This window comes from Micromonospora sp. NPDC002389 (genome assembly GCF_040296095.1).
In the GTDB taxonomy this organism is placed as follows: domain Bacteria; phylum Actinomycetota; class Actinomycetes; order Mycobacteriales; family Micromonosporaceae; genus Micromonospora.
In genome coordinates, this window is sequence record NZ_JBEOWP010000022.1 from 45,476 (window position 1) to 61,811 (window position 16,336).

The window sequence follows — 16,336 nt, forward strand, 5'->3', positions numbered from 1 at the left end:
ACGGGTCACCTGGCTCACGCGCGTGCCGCTGCTCGAGAGGACGATCCGCGCGTACGTCGATCCTGCCTCGCGACACGAGTCTGCTGCACCGGTAGATGACAGTTTCAGTCACGCGGTGAATGTCCAGGCCCTCGGCCAGTTCCTCATCCGTCGTGGTCAGGGGCGGCATCAGCTTCACCACCTCGTCGGCGGCTGTCTGGGGGACTGGCGGTGGATCGGCGGAGCCCGGCAGTTCGTCGCCGCGCTGTGCGTCAACGTCGGCGGGTTACCTGTCGGACGGGGACGGTCGCCGGGCGGACGAGCCCACCCCGGCCGGGTCCCCGTCGTGGAGGCCCGGCCGGGAGGGGATCAGCTGGTGGCCGCCTCCCAGACCCAGGTCTGGATCGGTCCCGGGCCGGAGGGGTCGACGGTGAGCTGCTGGCCGTACCCGTGCTCGGTGAGGTACAGGTCGGTCGGCACCCCGTTGACCTCGGTCCGGTTGGCCAGGGTGAAGGAGGCCCCCTGCTGCCGCACGCACCACAGGTACTCGTCGGTGTCCGGGCGGAAGTCCTCCAGGGTCACCCCCGCCCCGAAGGTGGCGTTCCCGGTCGCCGAGGAACTGAGGTACCGGCCGCCGTTGACAAGGTAGTAACAGGGGGTGTCCCCGGTGGACCCGGCGGGGATCCGGGTGAACCGCTGGTTGGGGCCGTCGGTCTCCTGGTACAGGATGATCGGGGTGCCGACGCTGGTGCTCTCCCCGGAGACGTCGGCGACTAGGTCGTGGGTGCCCTCCACCGGGTAGTGGGTGATCTCCTGTAGGTCGGTCATCTCGGCCTCGGACTGGAGGAAGAAGCGTTGCCGGGCCGACCCGTCGGGGTCCCGGCCAGCGAGCAGCCCCAGCTCCGGTACGACGGTCAGCAGTTGGTCGGTGACCCGGTTACGCAGGGTCCAGGTGCCGTCCTCCTGCGGATCGGGCCACCACAGTTGGTCCAGGGCCTCCTGGTGCCACTGGACCACCCAGCCGTCCCGGGCCCCCTCCGCCTGCCCCATCAGGCTGCCGGTCAGCACGTTCATGATCTGGTAGTACCCGGGGTGCTCCCCGCTGCGGATGAGGGACCAACTCTGCTGGAAGCCGCTGTGGTACGGGGCGTCCACCAGGAAGTTGCTGGTGCCGTTGCGGGCGATGTCGATGACGTTGGTGGTGTCCGCGCTGCGCAGCAGGATCCCCTGCCCGGAGGGGGGCTCGGCCACCGGGGGCGGGGGCTCGGCGGCGGCCTGGAGCACCAGGTCGAACCGCACCGGCAGGTGGTCGGAGGTGCGGATCTCGGTCACTACCGTGCTGCCCGTGACCCGGGGCGCCCCCACCCCTCGGGGTACCACCGCGTAGTCCAGCAGTGCGGTCGGGTTCGTGCTGGGGTGGGTCGCAGCCGCGGGGGTGTGGACCGCGAAGTGGGCCGCGTCCAGCACGGCGGCGAGGGTGTCTGGGTGTCGGTTGAAGTCCCCCATCGCCACCCAGTCCCGGGGGGTGTTGTTCGGCCCGGCGGTCAGCATCCGGACCCGGATGGCTTCCAGCAGCCCCGGCACGTCGTTGCCGCCGCCGGAGAATCCGTGCAGGCTGAAGAAGACCGTCCCGCCGATGGTGACCCCCAGGGCGGGGCGTCCCCCCAGCGGGCTGGCCACCACGACGATCCCCGCCGGGTCGACCTGGTGCCGGGTGGCGATCGCCATGTTCACCCGGCCCTCGTTGACCTGGCTGGTGTCGGTGTGCAGCCAGTAGAGGTACCCCCCGGGGCGGGTGACCGTGCCGCCGTATCTGTACTCCATGACGTCGGGGGCGACGAGGCCCTGCGGGCTCTGGCGCACGAAGTCGTTCTGCGGGTGGTCGGCGAGGTGGGTCGCTCCCCCCGGCGGGGTGCCGGCCTCCTGCAACGCCACCACCTCAGCGTCGCGCAGCAGGGGCAGCAGGCCGCTGGTGTACTTGTTGTCGTACGAGCCGCCGGCGTTCGACCCGGCGCCCTGCATGTTCCAGGTGGCCGCCCGGTGGGCCTCGTCCTGGCGGGGGTCGAGCTGCCCGGCGTCGCGCAGGAACAGGGAGGGGCGGCGGGCGTCCGCCAGCCGGACCACCCCCTGGCCCCCGGAGTAGTCCAGGGTCTCCCGGCCGGACCAGTCGGGGATGACCGCGCCGGACTGGCTCAGGTGCCGGAACCGGGCGGGGTGCGCCGAGTCCGAGCCGAACTGGTGCACCGCGTCGGCGGGCACCCCGGGGCTCTGCGCCGAGTAGGGGGTGTAGGGCGCGAAGGGCCCCCCGGGGGTGGCCTGCTTGGTCAGGGTGTTGCCGTGGAAGACGTTCTGCGGCCCGGTGGAGCCCGACCACTTGATCGCCTTCGGCCCGGCCCCCCACCAGATCGGGTACCAGGTGCCGTCGTCGAGTTCACCCCCCTCCCCGCCGCAGTTGGCGGTGCAGCTGCCGGAGCGGTGCTCGTAGGGCACCCGCACGGTGTTGCCCTCGAAGAGGTTGTACCGTTCCCAGCCGCCGTGCAGGTTGAGGTCGGAGTCCAGGTCGTTGCGGAAGGCGACGTTCCGGCTGGCCGACCACTGGAAGGTGAAGTGCCGCAGGTTGCGGCTGGTGTTGTACGCGTACAGGGAGTCCCAGACCCGGCTGCCGCGCAGGTACCCGTTGCCGCCCTTGCCCTTGTTCCAGGCCCCGTCGAAGGTGTTCCCCTCGATGTGTAGGTTCCGGGCGACCTCGGTGACCAGGGGGTGGGAGCCGGTCATGGTGCCGTTGAGGCCCCGGGCCCAACTGTTGGCCGCCCACTTGAACAGGACGCCGTGCATGGCGTACTCGGGCGCCAGGTTGCCGTAGTTGTGCACCGCGTCGGCGGGGGAGAGGGCGTAGCTGCCGCCGCCGACCTTGGGCAGCCCGGTCATGTCCTGGGTGAAGGCGAAGTCCTCGAACCCGACCCCCTCGACCACCTTCAGGGGGGTTACCTTGCTCTGGAAGGGGGTCTCGGTCAGTAGCGGGGCGGAGCCGTCGGAGACCGAGTCCACCGGTAGGTCGAACTCCAGGGGCCGGTCCAGGGTGATGGTCTTCGCGCTGCCGGAGACGCCGACCACCCGGAACATCTGCTGGCGCATGTGCAGGTTCTCGAACATGCTGCCGTGCTCGGCGTAGCTGAGCCCCTGCTCCTCGTAGAACTTGATGCTGTTGGCCGCTCCCACCCAGACGTGCCCGCCCAGGCTGAACTTGCCCATGTCGGCGTTGCTCACCAGCTGGATCACGCTCTGCCCGGCCCGGGCGGAGAACCCGGGGTCGGTGGAGCGGGCGGCGACCCGGACCCCGGAGACCCAGTGCTGGTTGACCGAGCCCTCGAAGAGGTCCTTGCGGTTGGCCGGGGCGGACTGCCACTCGTCGGCGTACCGGGTGGCCACCTCCCGGTTCTGCACCTTGAACAGGGCCCGGCCCGGCCAGATCCAGCCGCCCCGACCGGTGTCGTTGCCGCTGCCCCAGGTCATGGTGGTCGGTTCCCAGCGGCTGCCGTCGGAGCTGAGGGTGTCGTACCGGGTGTTGGTGTCGGGGCGGAACACCACTCGGGTGCCTTCGGTGCCGGAGCCCTGCCCCTTGAGCAGCAGGAAGCTCGCGTCGACGGAGATCTGCCGGGAGACGTCGAGCCGCCCGGCGGGTAGCTCGATCAGGGAGAGCCGGTAGTGGCTGGCGGTGGGGGAGCAGTCCGAGCGGATCGTGTCGATGGCCTGTTGCAGGCCGGCGCTGTCGTCCACCCCGTCGTCGGGGACCACCCCGAACTGGCTGGCTAGTCGGGCCGGTTCGATGCGGCAGGGGGCCGCCCCGGTGACGTACCCGGCGGACGGGACCTGACCGCCCAGGTATCCGGCTCGGGACCAGTCGGGCAGCCCTTCCCCGGCGACGAACCGGTTGGCCACTCCCAGGTCCGGCTGGCCGGGTGGGGCGGCCGTCGCGGCCGGGGGTAACGTCCGGGTCGGGGGGCGGGCCCCGGCGGCGGAGGCCGGGGTCGCCACCCACGGCGGTACGAGCATCGCGACGGCCAGGGCCGCGGCGAGCGTGGTGCGATCGATCGTCACGCATGAAGGATCGGGGAGTCGGGGCCGGTTGTGAAGGTTCGACGACTATGGGTGATCCCACAGCCGGATCGGCGGGCTCCCGGGCGAGAAGCGCCTGTCGAAGTAGCCGGATCGGTCGTCCGGCCTGGTCCGCGGAGTTCGTCGACTCGACCATCGGCGACACCGTCGCCGACGCCCTGCTCGGGCGCGGTACTCGCGATCTATGCCGGGCACCACCAGCGGGGTGTTGCGGGGCCAGGTCGGCGGGTCAACGTGCCTGACGGGCACGGGCTGATGACGGGTGCAGACAGAGCGGTGCGAATTCATGTTCCTCGGGATCGGGTGGGTTCGTTCTCGCGGCACGGGTGGCCGACACCCACCCGGGTTGATGAACAGAAACCGGCGACCGAAGCCGGCAGGCTCAGGGGACTCTCTACACTGCGGCAACGGGGGGTGGACGCAGGCGAGCTGGCCGGCGAATCGACCGATGCCCGGTTGCTGACCGCTGCGGTCCTTCCCACCCGCTCGGGTCGACGTGGCACGAGCACTTCGAAGGAGGACGGGCGATGATTCCAGGGCTTCGCCAGCAAGTCCGCCGAACCGACCCACATCACCTCGGTCGTCGCCGCCCTGCACGCGGGGCGGACGGTGGATCGACCCGGACGTCTGCGTGTTGGCCGGTTGACTCTTGAGGTGATGCCTGCGAGTTGCGAGGCTTACTCGCTATGAGTGCTAAGGGGCGAGGGCGTCCGCGTCAGCCGAGCGATGAGGTCGCGGCACGACGCGAGCGACGCGACGTGCGGATTCGCGCGGAACGGATCGAACTCGCGATGGCAGAGATCGACGACAGACCGCCGAGCGACGACATCGAGTTCGGGCCTGGCCGCGATACGCGCGTTCGGCGCGGAGGGTTGCCTGGCCTGGGTCGAGGTCGGTGACCCGTCCGTCGAGCCACTCTGGGTAAGCGCTGCCGGGTGTCGGCTCCGCCTGAAAACTGACCCCGTGGTTCCGGTTGAATTTTGACCCCTTCCGGAAGCATCGGGAGGTGCTGAGCGTGGAGGACTGGGCGGAGATCCGTCGGTTGCACCGGGCGGAGCGGATGGCGATCAAGGCCATCTGTCAGGTTCGCGGCGAAGCGGGCGACCCGTTGCACTCCGGTCCGGGTGAAGACCGCCTGTTGGACGGCGGCCTCGCGTTCGTCGCCGGGATAGATCCGGCCGCCGACGGTGCTGTACTCGCCTTCGACGTTTTCCCGCACGATTATCAGGTCGATTCCGTCGCCGTCGACCACTGCAGTGGGAACACTGGACAGGGACCGCACCGGCTGCAGGTTGACGTACTGGTCGAAGTGCCGTCGGATCGGGATGAGCAGCCCCCACAGCGTCTCGGTGTCGGGAATCTGTGGGTCGCCGACCGCGCCGAGGAAGATGGCGTCGTGGCTGCGGAGTTGGTCGATGCCGTCGGTCGGCATCATGCGACCGTGCTGGCGATAGTATTCGGAGCCCCACGGCAGGTCCGACCAGCCGAAGGAGCAGCCGTGGCGTGCGGCGACGGCGTCGAGGCAGGTGATCGCGGCAGGCACGACCTCCTGACCGATGCCGTCACCGGCGATGACCGCGATCGAGTAGCGGCGGGATGTCATGTGGCCACGTCCTCCTTTGTCGGCTGAGGGCTGTGCTCCTGGAAGAAGGCCACCAACTCCGCCGAGGCACCGAGCTTGTGCCGTAGTGCCGTCTCGCTGGCAGCGGCAGCGTCGCGGGCCCGCAGGTGGCGGAGGATCTCTTTGTGTTCCCGCAGTGAGATGTCGAAGCGGTGGGGTCGCAGCCGGAAGAGGGTCTGGAAGCCAACCTGCCTGCCCTCCAGGTCGGCGAGGGTGGAACAGAGCGTCTTGTTGCCGCTTGCCGCGTTGATCAGCAAGGTGTCGGGCATCGCTTCATTGCTACGGTGACCCTCGTGCACGACGTGACCGAAGCGAAGCTCGACGACTGGCACGAGCGGCTCGAGTCGATGCTTGCGGGACTCCAGGATTTCGTCGTCGGACCCGACGAGTCCCTCGATGATTCCGTCGAATCCCTACGCGACCTCGAACACATCCTGCTTCCCGATCTCCGGACTCATCGGCGATCCGTTGTGCGGTGTGCCACCAGCGACGGGCGGCGATCGTCTGCCCGGATGCGAACAGTCCGAGCGCGACGATGATCGACAGTTGGCCACCAGCCCACAGTAGGCGCGGCCGGCGCTCTCCCGGCTCTACGGCAATCTGATGTTGGCTCTTCGGGCAGCGGCATTCGCAGGTCAGGATCGACGCGGCGACACCCCGACGGTCCATGCATCGTGCAGCGCTTGCGGCACCTGGTCGGCTACTGTGGGCGAGACCGCCTGGTCGGCCCGATTACGCCCGCCCGCTGCTTCACGTCATGCGCCGGACTCGGGCCGCAACCACTGCGGACTCAGCCGCCATCCGAAGGGGCCGGACGGTCGAGGCGGAAATCCGGGGCGGTCGGGGTCAGCAGGGCCGTCCTCGAGGGCACCTCCCACGCCCGGTCCAGTTCGGCGGCGAGTGTGCCCAGCAGGCGCGGTACGTCCGTGGCGGCCGAAACGTGCATCGCCTCGACGACCACCAGCACGGCGGAGGTCTCCTCGCGCACCGCCGACCAGCCGCTCTGCCTGTTGGTCCAGCGTCTGGCGTGGGCCCGCCCGTGCGGGTCGGCGAAGATCACCTCGCCGGGGTCGGGCCGCTCCTCGGCACCGCTCAAGGTCAGGTAGCGCTCGTCGCCCCGGGCGTGCCGTACCTCGATGCCACCGCCGACGCGATCCACGTCGAGGATTCCGACCGGGATCGCGTACGCGGCCGAGACGGCGTTGCCGAGGTCGACGAGCGGGTGCACCCGGGGCAGGTCACCGGTGGTACGCAGCCGCCGCAGCAGGGACTCCGACGCGCAGCGGTACCTGGTCGGAGCCAGCCCCATCCGGGCGAATGCCCGACGCCACGCCTGGATCTCCGCAAGACCCGCTTCGCTGCCGGCGGCGAGCCGCTGCCGGGCCTGCGCCAGCAGGTCGGCCAGCGGCAGTTCGGCTCGCGGCTCACCGGCGACGCCCTCGGCGTACAGCACACCGGCGACCAGTGGCGGATGCTCGGCCCGGACCTCGGGAGAGTGCTGGAAGTACACGCCTCGACTCCTCACGCCTCGGCGCGGGCCAGCAGCAGGCCCAGCGCCAGGAACGACCCGGCGAAGCACCGGCGCAACCAGTCGGCCACCCGGGGGCGGTCGAGCACTCGTCGGCGTACGGCGGCGGCGCCCAGGCCGTAGCCGACGAAGACCACCAGCGTGGTGGCGGTGAACACCGCGCCGAGCCCGAGCATCCGGCCGAGGGCGCCCGGCGTCTCCGGGTGGACGAACTGCGGCAGGAACGCCACAAAGAAGATCGTCAACTTCGGATTGAGCAGGTTCATCAGCACCGCCGAGACGATGACCTTGCCCGCCGGACGGGTGGGGGAGGTGTCGTCCACGGTGATCGCACCCCGGTCCCGCAGCGTGGCGAAGGCCAGCCAGAGCAGGTAGCCCACGCCCAGGTACTTGACCAGGTCGAAGGCGAGCGCACTGGAGTGCAGCAGCGCGGCGAGCCCGGTCACGGCCGCCACCAGGTGCGGCACCGTGCCCAGCGTGCCGCCCAGCGCGGCGACCAGGGCGGCCCGGCGCCCGCCGGTCAGCCCGGCGGAGAGCGTGAACAGCACCCCGGCGCCCGGGGTGACGACCACGACGAGCGTGGTCAACAGGAACGCGATGGTCACGAGGTTGCTCCCTGGTCCGGTGATGGCACACCGGCAACCCTGCCGCCAGAATGGTCCGATGGACAGTGCCAAAACAGCCCCACCCGACGGGTCCATAACCGAAAGGAAGGTCACGCCTCCGGTCGTGGCGGGGCCCCCGGTCAACGCCGGGTCGGACTTCCTGCACCTCGACATCGGGCAGGCTCCGGCGGGTGGGCGGGCGGCCTGGCTTGCCCACCGGCTACGCCGGGCGATCGGCGACGGGGTGGTACCGGTCGGCGCCAGGCTGCCCGCCACCCGGGTACTCGCCGCCGACCTCGGGGTGTCGCGGGGGGTGGTGGTCGAGGCGTACCAGCGCCTGGTGGAGGACGGGCACCTCGCCGGCCGGGGCCGTGCCGGGACCGTGGTGGTCGCCACCCCCGTCGCGGCGCCGCCGGGCGCCGGGACGGGGCGCGGTGGGCGGACCTCGGGGACACCCGGTGTCCGATCGTCGAACGACACCGTCCTGTTCCCGCAGGTACCCGGCCCGGACGCCTTCGACGCGGTACGTACCGCCCCGGCGCGGATCGACCTGACACCCGGCGTACCCGATCTGGCGGCGTTTCCCCGCGCGGCCTGGCTGCGGGCCGAGAAGGTGGTGCTGGGGCGGCTGGCCGCATCGGACCTCGGCTACGGCGACCCGTGCGGGACGCCGACGCTGCGCCGCGCCGTCGCCGGGTGGCTGGCCCTCAACCGGGGGATCAGCGTCGACCCGGCCGAGGTGATCGTCACCACCGGGGTGTCGCAGGCGCTCGGCCTGCTCGCCCAGGTGCTGCCGGACGACGGCATCACCACGGTCGGCGTGGAAGATCCCGGCTCCCTCGGCGTCCGGCAACACCTCGACAACTGGCGGCTCGACACGGTGCCGATCCCGGTCGACGCCGCCGGACTGCGGGTGGACGAACTGGCCGCCAGCGGGGCACCCGCGGTGATGCTCACCCCCGCGCACCAGTTCCCGACCGGTGTGGTGCTCGACGGCGAGCGGCGCCGCCGGCTCGCCGACTGGGCCCGCAGCGGCGGTCTGGTCATCGAGGACGACTACGACGCCGAGCACCGCTACGACCGCCCGCCGGTGCCCGCGCTCCGGGCCACCCTGCCGGAGCGGGTCTGCTACGCCGGCAGCGTGTCGAAGCTGCTCGCCCCGGCGCTGCGGATCGGCTGGCTGCTGGTGCCCCGCCGGTACCGGAACCCCGTGGTGGCCGCCAAACGCAACGCCGACCTGGGCAACGCGATTCTGCCGCAACTGGTCCTCGCCGAGCTGATCACCTCAGGGGCGCTGGAACGGCAACTGCGGCTGCTGCGCCGCCGGCACGTACGCCGCCGGGACGCGATGATCGCCGCCCTGGCACGTCACCTGCCCAGGGCGACCGTGCACGGGGCAGCGGCCGGGCTGCACCTGACGGTCACTTTGGACGGCAACGTGGTGGACACCGAGTTGGCGGCGGCGACTCTCGCCCGTGGGGTGAAGGTGCAGCCGTTGTCCTGGCACTGCCGCCGGCCGTACCCACCCGGCCTGGTCCTCGGCTACGCGGCCAACTCCGCCTCGGCCATCGAGGAGGGCATCGCCACCGTGGCCGCCGCGCTGCGCTGAATCATTACGAACGAGGCTCGGGGAAGCTCGCCGCTCAACGGCGCGACCCGTCTCGACTGGTGGCCCGGTAGCGGCTGCCGGACCTGGGAGATCGAGTGGCAGGGCGGCCCTTTTCCGGCCGAGGTCGCCGGGCGGGCTGCTGGGAGCACCGGAGCCCGGTGGCGACGACAGTCAGGGCGAGCACGCGGTACGGGACCTGATCTCGCCCGGGCCGGGGCGAGAACGAGGGCGCGCACCTGGTCGTGCTCGACGTGCCGGTGAACCCGCGCACGATCGACCCGATCGGCACCAGCCGGGTCTGGGCAACCCTCACGCTCAGACAGAGGTAGGGGGAGTCCGGATCGCGACGCTCTAACCCTGGTCGATGTGGTCCGGGATTGCTGCGCCTGTTGCGGCAGTGATCCCGGGCTTCCCGCCATGGCGGGCGCTTATCTCTCTGCGTGCGGGCGTGTGTTCGGTATTGCTAGGCGTGCGCCCGGGGCCGTAGGCCTTGAGCGTGTGCGCGCGGCCCGGCTTCGGCTGGGCCGCCTTCTTGACTACGTGAAGCAGTCTCGAACAATCCTCACGTCCCTGCGGTAACGCCCAACCTCATTCAGTTAGGAGTTGTTAGCACGTCGCGTCAGGCCGTCGTCAGCTCAGCCCAAGATTGTGCTGTTCGAGGGCGGCCTCGATGATGTCCAGTGCTTTCGGCCCCATGCCGTGCAACCCGGCAAGCTCGGCGCGCGGCACACCCGCGAGCTGGCGTAGCGCGGTGTAGCCGGCGGCGTCCAGCGCCCGCGTCGCGGGTGTGCCGATCTTCGGCAAGGTGTCAAGGGACGAATTCACCGCTCGATGCTAGACCGCCGATCCCACGCCCGATGCACTTGTCGCGGCAGAAGCGGATGCGGACAAGATCCCGACCGGGCCGTTCACGTGCGGCATGATGAGCGCTCATGGACACCATCTATCCGTACGTGACCATCGAGGAACCGACCTTCGTGGCACGGTTCTTTCTCGATCCCCACACGGACACAGAGGAGTCTGTAGCCAATGTGGATGCCTTCGTCGATCTTCCTGATGGCCGCACTTGGGCGTTGAGCATCTTCACCGTCGAGGAGGTCCGCCGCCTGCTGGGGAGATGGAAGGAGACCGGTGAAGTAGCGAGCGGCAGCTACTTCTGGGCCGTTGACCAGTTGATCGTGCCGGAACCGGGCGTGCCAGCCATGACCGCAGCGATCCGAGAGCTCGTTCGTCGCGGGGAGATCGCAAGCGTCGGCGTCCTATGCGAGGATCCGGACTAACGCCGCCTGGGATGCCCGCGAGGGATGGTGGCTCAGGTTGGGTGACGCGCACGGGTGGCGGCAGATGTGCGCACCTGACCACGTCGAGGGATGGGCGTCGCCCGTGGCCCAATGCGACGAGCCGTAGCCGCGACGGGACCTCAGTTGACCTGCTCTTTCTACCGAGCCTGGAAGAAGTATGTGACCCGCTTCTGAGAGGATCTCGCGATGGAGCGGGAAGAGTTCTGGCGTCTGGTCGAATCCATGGGGCCGCAGCCGGACGACGATGGCTTCGACAGGCTGACCGCCGAGTTGGCAACGCTGTCGGTGCCGGACATCCAGGCATTCGAGGATCACCTGGCCGCCCTGCTGCACGGCCTGGACACACACGCTCACGCCCGTGCCGCCCGAGCCAGGGGCGACTGGTTCCTCTACGTCCGCTGTGCCGTAGTCGTCTCCGGACGAGCGGCCTACGAAGAAGTGCTCGCCGATCCGCACAAGCTTCGGCGTTTCGCACGGCGCGAGGCAGAACCACTTCTCTTCGTCGCGTCCCATGCGTACGAGCGCAGCACCGGCTTGCCATGGCGTCATGAGTCACCGGTCAGCTACGAGTCCGGAAGCAACCTCACCGGCTGGAGTGGCGACGACACTTCCGGCCGGCTCCCACTCTGGCTAAGGATGATCATTGCCATCACCCGCCCATTGCGCCGCAGCACTCAGCCGCCTGGCCACGACTGACTACGGCAACGAGGAAGCGCGCACGTCACGCGGCAGATGCGTACGGACGATCATGGGATTTGCAGCCCGAGCGGTCAATTGGGACGCAGCCGCCATTAGCGACCAGGGGTGGTGATGCGGGCCAGGGTGCCGTTCTCCAGCGCTGCCCAGAGGGCGCCGTCGGGTCCGAGGGTGATGCCGTGCGGCTCGGAGCGGGGGGTGGGCAGATCATGGACTTCGATCTTCCCGTTCCTGGTGATGGAGCCGACCCGGTTGCCTTCCCATTCGGTGAACCATAGGTCGCCGTTGTTGCTGGTGGCGATGGCGTGGGGGCGGCTGGCGCGGTCGGGCAGCGAAAACTCGTGGATCGTGCCGTCGGGGGTGATCCGCCCGATCTGGCCGGCAGCGATCTCGACGAACCAGACGGCGTCGTCGGGGCCGGCGGTGATCCCTACGGGGGCGGCGGCTTCCGTCGGCAATGGGTGCGTCGTGATGGCGCCGTCCGTGTCGATCCGGCCGATCGCGTTCGCCTGGTTCATCGTGAACCACATTCCGCCGTCGGTGCCGGCGGTGATGGCCGACGGGTAGGCGCCGGTGACCGGCAGTGGGAAATCGGTGGTCTCGCCGTCGGTGGTGATCCGGCCGATGCGGTCGGCGTTCATCTCGGTGAACCACAAGGCGCCGTCGGGCCCGGGGGCGATGCCGTACGGTCCGCCGTTGCGGCTGGGGACGGGGAATCGGGTGGTCTCGCCGTCGGTGGTGATTCTGCCGATGCGGTGGGCCCGAGACTCGGTGAACCACAGTGCGCCGTCGGGGCCGGTGACGATGATGGTGGGCTGCCCGGCGGGGTCGAGTTGGTACGTGGTGGGTCTCTCCCCGGGGACCATGCGTCCGATCTGGCCGCTGTGGGCGAGCGTGAACCACAGTGCGCTGTCGGGGCCGGTGGTGACGGCGTACAGACCGCCGCTGGCGTCGGCCACTGCGTGTTCCTGAATGACGGCTGATGTCACGAGGCCCGTTCCAGTCCGTTGTCGATGGCGATACGTGCGATCTCGGCCGGTGTGCCGGTCATCAGGGTGCGGCAGTGCTGGTCGATCAGGTCGGCGGGCCAGTCCCACCACGCGGCCCGCCGCAGCCGGTGGATGTCTTGGTCGCTGAAGCGTTGCCGGATCGGTCTCGCCGGATTCCCGCCGACGATGGTGTAGGCCGGGACGTCGGTGGCGACCACCGCGCCGGCCGCGATGATCGCTCCGTCTCCGATGCGTACGCCCGGCATGACAGTGGCCCGGTAGCCGAACCACACGTCGTTGCCGACGACGGTGTCGCCGCGGCTGGGCATGGCGCTCACGACATCGACGGTCCGCTCGGCCCATTCGCCGCCGAAGAGGGTGAACGGGAAGGTGGACGGGCCCATGACCGGGCGGTCTCCGCCGGCCATCAGGAACCGGGTTCCTGCCGCTATCGCGCAGAACTTGCCGATGATCAGCCTTTCCGGTCCGTAGCCGTAGAGCACGTTGTGCCGCTCGAAGCCGGTCGCATCGTCGGGATCGTCGTAGTACGTGTAGTCCCCGACGGTGATCTTGGGCGAGGTGACCAGCGCCTTGAGGAACACCACACGTGGATGCGCCGCCACCGGGTGAAGGGCCGTGGGATCAGGTGTCAAGGAACTCACCGCTCGTTAAACGCTACTACTGTAGCGATAAAATCGTGGCATGGCGTCGCCGCGACCGACAATCGATCTTTCCGACGAGCCCGGGACCGGCCGGGTGCGTCGGCCCGGCGGACGCAGCGCAGCGGTCCGTCGCCGCGCGCTCGACGCCGCGCTCGCACAGCTGGTGCAGCACGGCTACGACTCCCTGAGCATCGACGTGGTGGCCGAGCGCTCGGGGGTGCACCGCACGACGGTGTACCGGCGCTGGCGGGATATCGGTGGCCTGCTGGCCGACATCTTGGACGAGGCGAGCGTCGACGCATGGCGCCCACCCGACACAGGTTCGCTCGAAGGCGACCTGACCGCGGTCAACCACGAGGTTTATGCCGCACTGACCGCCGACCCGGTGACCGTCGCGCTGATCGCCGCGTCGTTCCGGTCCGAGCAGGCCGCCGAGGCCCTGCGCGGCTTCTGGGCCGGCCGGTACGACCGCTGTGCCGACATCGTGCGACGGGCCGTCGAATGCGGTGAGATACCGGCCGGCACCGATGCGCGTCGGCTGCTCATCGCCGCCACCGCTCCGCTGTATCACGAGCTGGTACTCATGCGAGCGGCAACCGACGCGCACCTTCCCGAACTTGTCGCCCGCAGCGCGGCCACCGCCGCCCGCGCAGGCGCCTTCACCAACCGATAGAACCACGCCGCCCTACGAGCGCAGCGCTGCCACGTGCTTCGCCGATGTCGTGCGGCTACCGATCGGGCTCGACCATCGACACATGGCAGTGATGCAGACGCGCGCTCATCGGCATGAGCGCGCACCGGGTCGGGCCGTGAAGGCACGTCCGGCTGAGGGAGGCCCGACGACGTGCCGGGACCAGACGCCTCATTTGAGGTGCAGGCCGCTACCGGCCAGCGCCATCAATGCCTCAGCTTCCGACCGCCTTCTTCCAATTCACAACGACGCTGACGATGACATAGAGCATGATCGCGAGAAGAACTCCGCCGAGGATGTATGCGGTGATGTTGCCGTCGGCGTTGGCGAGCAGCAGGGCGGCGCCGGCAGCGATCAGCGCGGAGATGATGAGGATTACCACCCCGCGAACCTGCATGGTCCTACGGCTGGCTTCTTTCACGTTCCTACCTGCCTTTCGCTGTCCGGTGTAAATCGTCGGACCGCCATCCCTAACCAGATGGTCGCGCCGACCAGCGCCACGACCGCGTGCGTGCGATACCCAAGGTTGAACAGGAGCGCTCCGTCGCCTGCGCAGACCACAGCGAGGGTGACCTGGTACCAGAACGATGGCTGGTTGGACCTGTCCACTACCGATGGCTCCTGACGTGACAAGGATCCGTGTCTCTCAGCCGGTCTGGGGCCGGAGGGGTCGGGTGACAGGAAGTCAATCCCGGTCAGAGTTGAGGATAGGTAGCTCGCGATGCATCCCGCGATCGGTAGCAGAATGGCAGCACCCGGTAGCCACGGTGCTACGAAGGGAGCAATCGAGAGGCCGACCGTGAAGCCGCTCGCGCAGGCGAGACCGACGCCCAGTCCCTCGCCGATCGTGCTGATCCAGTCCTTGCCGGTGGGGTCGATGTTCGTCACGGGGTTGCAGCCGGCGTAGGCATGCCGGTTGCCGTTGCGCGGGTTGCCGATGAAGCTGAGGTTGTCCTGCTGGGTGAAGCGGCCTTGGGTGGGGTTGTACCAGCGCTGGCCGTACTTGGTGAACCCGGTTCGCGTCGTCGGGGGTCGCTCGTGAACGGTCAGGTGCGGCCGACGACGGCGGTTACCCGGATTTCGACGCGCATGTTCGGCGCGGCCAGCATCGCGACACCGATCATGGTCCAGATGGGCGATCGGTCACCCATTCGCTTGCGGAACTGCTCGATCATGACCTCGCCGTGCACCTCGCCGAGGACGTCGGGGGAGTCCGAGACGTGGAAGGAGTCCACGGACACCACGTCCCGCCAGGTAGCCCCGGCCGTGGCCAGGGTGCGCTCGACGTTGTCGAAGGCCCGGACGATCTCCTCCTCGATCGACTCGGGGAAGGTCAATTGGTCGTCCCAGCCGCCCTGGCCGGAGATGTCGACCCGGTCACCGATCCGGACGGCCTGGTGGTAGTGCCGGTTCTCCAGCATCCACGGGCCGTATCCGGGCGTGGCGAAGAACTGTGGCTCGGTCATCGTCTTCTCCCATCTATGACTTCATTCTTGAAGCGAATGTAGCACGGAATCACTTCAACCATGAACCGCTATCGGCTGGGTATCGTGTCGGCATGGCAACCACCGCCACCCCTGGTCCCGACGGAGACCACGCCGACCAGGCGCTCTGGCTCTCACCGGAGGAGAAGGACGCCTGGACCGGCCTTGCCTCGCTGGTCCTGCTGCTGCCCGGCCGGCTGGAGGCGTCCCTGCAGCAGGCGGCCGGCCTGACGCTCTTCGACTACCTGACCCTCAGCCACATGTCCGAGGCGCCCGACCGACGTCTACGGATGAGTGAGCTCGCCTACCTGGCCAACGGCTCGCTGTCCCGCCTCTCCAACGTCGTCAAGCGGTTCGAGCAGCGCGGTTGGGTCGAACGCTTCCCCGACCCGGCGGACCGCCGCTACACCATCGCCGCCCTCACCGAGGCCGGCTACGAGGTCGTGGTCACCGCCGCCCCCGCACACGTGCGCTCGGTGCGGCGGTGGGTGCTCGACCCCCTCACCACCGCCGACCGACGCGCACTGATGCGGATCGCCACCAAGCTCAGGGCGCGGCCGGTCGACCTCGCCGAGGAGACGCCCGGTCCCTAGCGGCATCCACGTCAGACCGACGTCGTCACGGTCGGGCCGCCGTTGTCGTCGAAGAAGTACACGTCGGCGGAGCGCAGGGTCTGTGCGGACGGCCAGGTCCGGGTGACTGTCTGCTCGCCGGTGTTCGGCCAGGTGCCCCAGCACCGGTTCGTGGTGTCGTTGGAGACGATGGGGTCGATGCCGTCGTTGACCGCCGCGACCGATCACCAGGGGGACGTGTCGGAGGCCGTCGCGGTAGCGGAGCGGGCGAGATTGTCGCTCAGTCCGGCGGCTGTGGCGCAGCCGAGAAGGATTGTCCGCACGACGGCCGACACGAACAGCCTTCGCATGGCGAACGTCCCCTTCTGGTGAGGGCCTGTCTCGCCAACGGCTCTGTCTCACATTCGGTGGTGACGGAGGGTGCTGGTCAGCTGAGCAGGATTCGGTGTCGTAGGAGAGCGAAGCCCGCGCGTCCGTACATCT

The 16,336-nt window shown here is 69.4% G+C and carries 16 protein-coding genes and 1 pseudogene; 6 read left to right on the forward strand and 11 right to left on the reverse strand.

Annotated features, from left to right (window positions below; translation table 11 throughout):
* Window positions 1–348 precede the first annotated feature (348 nt).
* The 5 genes and pseudogenes from ABT008_RS28195 to ABT008_RS28215 form a co-directional block, all read right to left on the reverse strand.
* Window positions 349–4,077 carry an endonuclease/exonuclease/phosphatase family protein gene (locus ABT008_RS28195; protein WP_350700004.1) on the reverse strand — a complete coding sequence of 1,243 codons (3,729 nt, stop codon included), beginning with the start codon at window positions 4,075–4,077 and terminating at the stop codon, window positions 349–351.
* A gap of 1,156 nt (window positions 4,078–5,233) precedes the next feature.
* Window positions 5,234–5,698, reverse strand: a pseudogene (locus ABT008_RS30545) (isocitrate/isopropylmalate family dehydrogenase); the annotation flags it as partial.
* Window positions 5,695–5,985, reverse strand: coding sequence for an FCD domain-containing protein (locus tag ABT008_RS28205; protein ID WP_350700007.1), 291 nt, complete (start codon window positions 5,983–5,985; stop codon window positions 5,695–5,697). The gene ABT008_RS28205 and the pseudogene ABT008_RS30545, both read right to left, overlap by 4 nt.
* 521 nt (window positions 5,986–6,506) lie before the next feature.
* A complete protein-coding gene (locus ABT008_RS28210; protein WP_350700009.1) occupies window positions 6,507–7,226 on the reverse strand; it encodes a B3/B4 domain-containing protein in 720 nt (239 codons plus the stop codon).
* Between the two features lie 11 nt (window positions 7,227–7,237).
* Window positions 7,238–7,849 (reverse strand): LysE family translocator, encoded by a 612-nt coding sequence (locus ABT008_RS28215; RefSeq protein WP_131056307.1) that lies wholly within the window; start codon window positions 7,847–7,849, stop codon window positions 7,238–7,240.
* Window positions 7,850–7,907: 58 nt separating this feature from the next.
* Here ABT008_RS28215 and pdxR point away from each other — a divergent pair, with 58 nt between their 5' ends.
* Entirely contained in the window at window positions 7,908–9,458 is a 1,551-nt protein-coding gene (gene pdxR / locus ABT008_RS28220) for a MocR-like pyridoxine biosynthesis transcription factor PdxR (protein ID WP_502890514.1), read from the forward strand.
* A gap of 630 nt (window positions 9,459–10,088) precedes the next feature.
* Here pdxR and ABT008_RS28225 read toward each other — a convergent pair.
* Complete coding sequence (locus tag ABT008_RS28225) at window positions 10,089–10,283, reverse strand: helix-hairpin-helix domain-containing protein (RefSeq protein WP_350700013.1); 195 nt, start codon at window positions 10,281–10,283, stop codon at window positions 10,089–10,091.
* A 107-nt stretch (window positions 10,284–10,390) separates the two neighbouring features.
* On the opposite strand from ABT008_RS28225, the gene ABT008_RS28230 reads away from it, so the two are divergent.
* Both ABT008_RS28230 and ABT008_RS28235 read left to right on the forward strand, forming a co-directional pair.
* Entirely contained in the window at window positions 10,391–10,738 is a 348-nt protein-coding gene (locus ABT008_RS28230; protein ID WP_350700015.1) for a hypothetical protein, read from the forward strand.
* Between the two features lie 207 nt (window positions 10,739–10,945).
* Window positions 10,946–11,455 (forward strand): DUF4240 domain-containing protein, encoded by a 510-nt coding sequence (locus ABT008_RS28235; RefSeq protein ID WP_350700017.1) that lies wholly within the window; start codon window positions 10,946–10,948, stop codon window positions 11,453–11,455.
* Window positions 11,456–11,550: 95 nt separating this feature from the next.
* On the opposite strand, the gene ABT008_RS28240 is transcribed toward ABT008_RS28235, so the two are convergent.
* Window positions 11,551–12,555, reverse strand: a complete 1,005-nt coding sequence (locus ABT008_RS28240; RefSeq protein WP_350700019.1) for a Vgb family protein — start codon at window positions 12,553–12,555, stop codon at window positions 11,551–11,553.
* Window positions 12,441–13,106, reverse strand: coding sequence for a CatB-related O-acetyltransferase (locus ABT008_RS28245; RefSeq protein ID WP_350700021.1), 666 nt, complete (start codon window positions 13,104–13,106; stop codon window positions 12,441–12,443). The genes ABT008_RS28240 and ABT008_RS28245 overlap by 115 nt, the downstream gene beginning before the upstream one ends.
* A gap of 94 nt (window positions 13,107–13,200) precedes the next feature.
* On the opposite strand from ABT008_RS28245, the gene ABT008_RS28250 reads away from it, so the two are divergent.
* Window positions 13,201–13,779 (forward strand): TetR/AcrR family transcriptional regulator, encoded by a 579-nt coding sequence (locus ABT008_RS28250; protein ID WP_350700023.1) that lies wholly within the window; start codon window positions 13,201–13,203, stop codon window positions 13,777–13,779.
* Between the two features lie 232 nt (window positions 13,780–14,011).
* Here ABT008_RS28250 and ABT008_RS28255 read toward each other — a convergent pair whose 3' ends face one another.
* Genes ABT008_RS28255 through ABT008_RS28265 form a run of 3 tightly spaced genes read right to left on the reverse strand, consistent with a single transcriptional unit; the run spans window position 14,012 to window position 15,263 of the window.
* On the reverse strand, window positions 14,012–14,179 hold the full coding sequence (locus tag ABT008_RS28255; protein WP_350700025.1) for a hypothetical protein: 168 nt from the start codon (window positions 14,177–14,179) through the stop codon (window positions 14,012–14,014).
* Between the two features lie 35 nt (window positions 14,180–14,214).
* Window positions 14,215–14,937, reverse strand: coding sequence for an RHS repeat-associated core domain-containing protein (locus ABT008_RS28260; RefSeq protein WP_350700037.1), 723 nt, complete (start codon window positions 14,935–14,937; stop codon window positions 14,215–14,217).
* Window positions 14,844–15,263, reverse strand: a complete 420-nt coding sequence (locus ABT008_RS28265) for a Rid family hydrolase (RefSeq protein ID WP_350700027.1) — start codon at window positions 15,261–15,263, stop codon at window positions 14,844–14,846. The genes ABT008_RS28260 and ABT008_RS28265 overlap by 94 nt, the downstream gene beginning before the upstream one ends.
* Before the next feature lie 92 nt (window positions 15,264–15,355).
* On the opposite strand from ABT008_RS28265, the gene ABT008_RS28270 reads away from it, so the two are divergent.
* Both ABT008_RS28270 and ABT008_RS28275 read left to right on the forward strand, forming a co-directional pair.
* A complete protein-coding gene (locus ABT008_RS28270; RefSeq protein WP_350700029.1) occupies window positions 15,356–15,874 on the forward strand; it encodes a MarR family winged helix-turn-helix transcriptional regulator in 519 nt (172 codons plus the stop codon).
* A 42-nt stretch (window positions 15,875–15,916) separates the two neighbouring features.
* Complete coding sequence (locus ABT008_RS28275; RefSeq protein ID WP_350700031.1) at window positions 15,917–16,225, forward strand: hypothetical protein; 309 nt, start codon at window positions 15,917–15,919, stop codon at window positions 16,223–16,225.
* Window positions 16,226–16,336 lie beyond the last annotated feature (111 nt).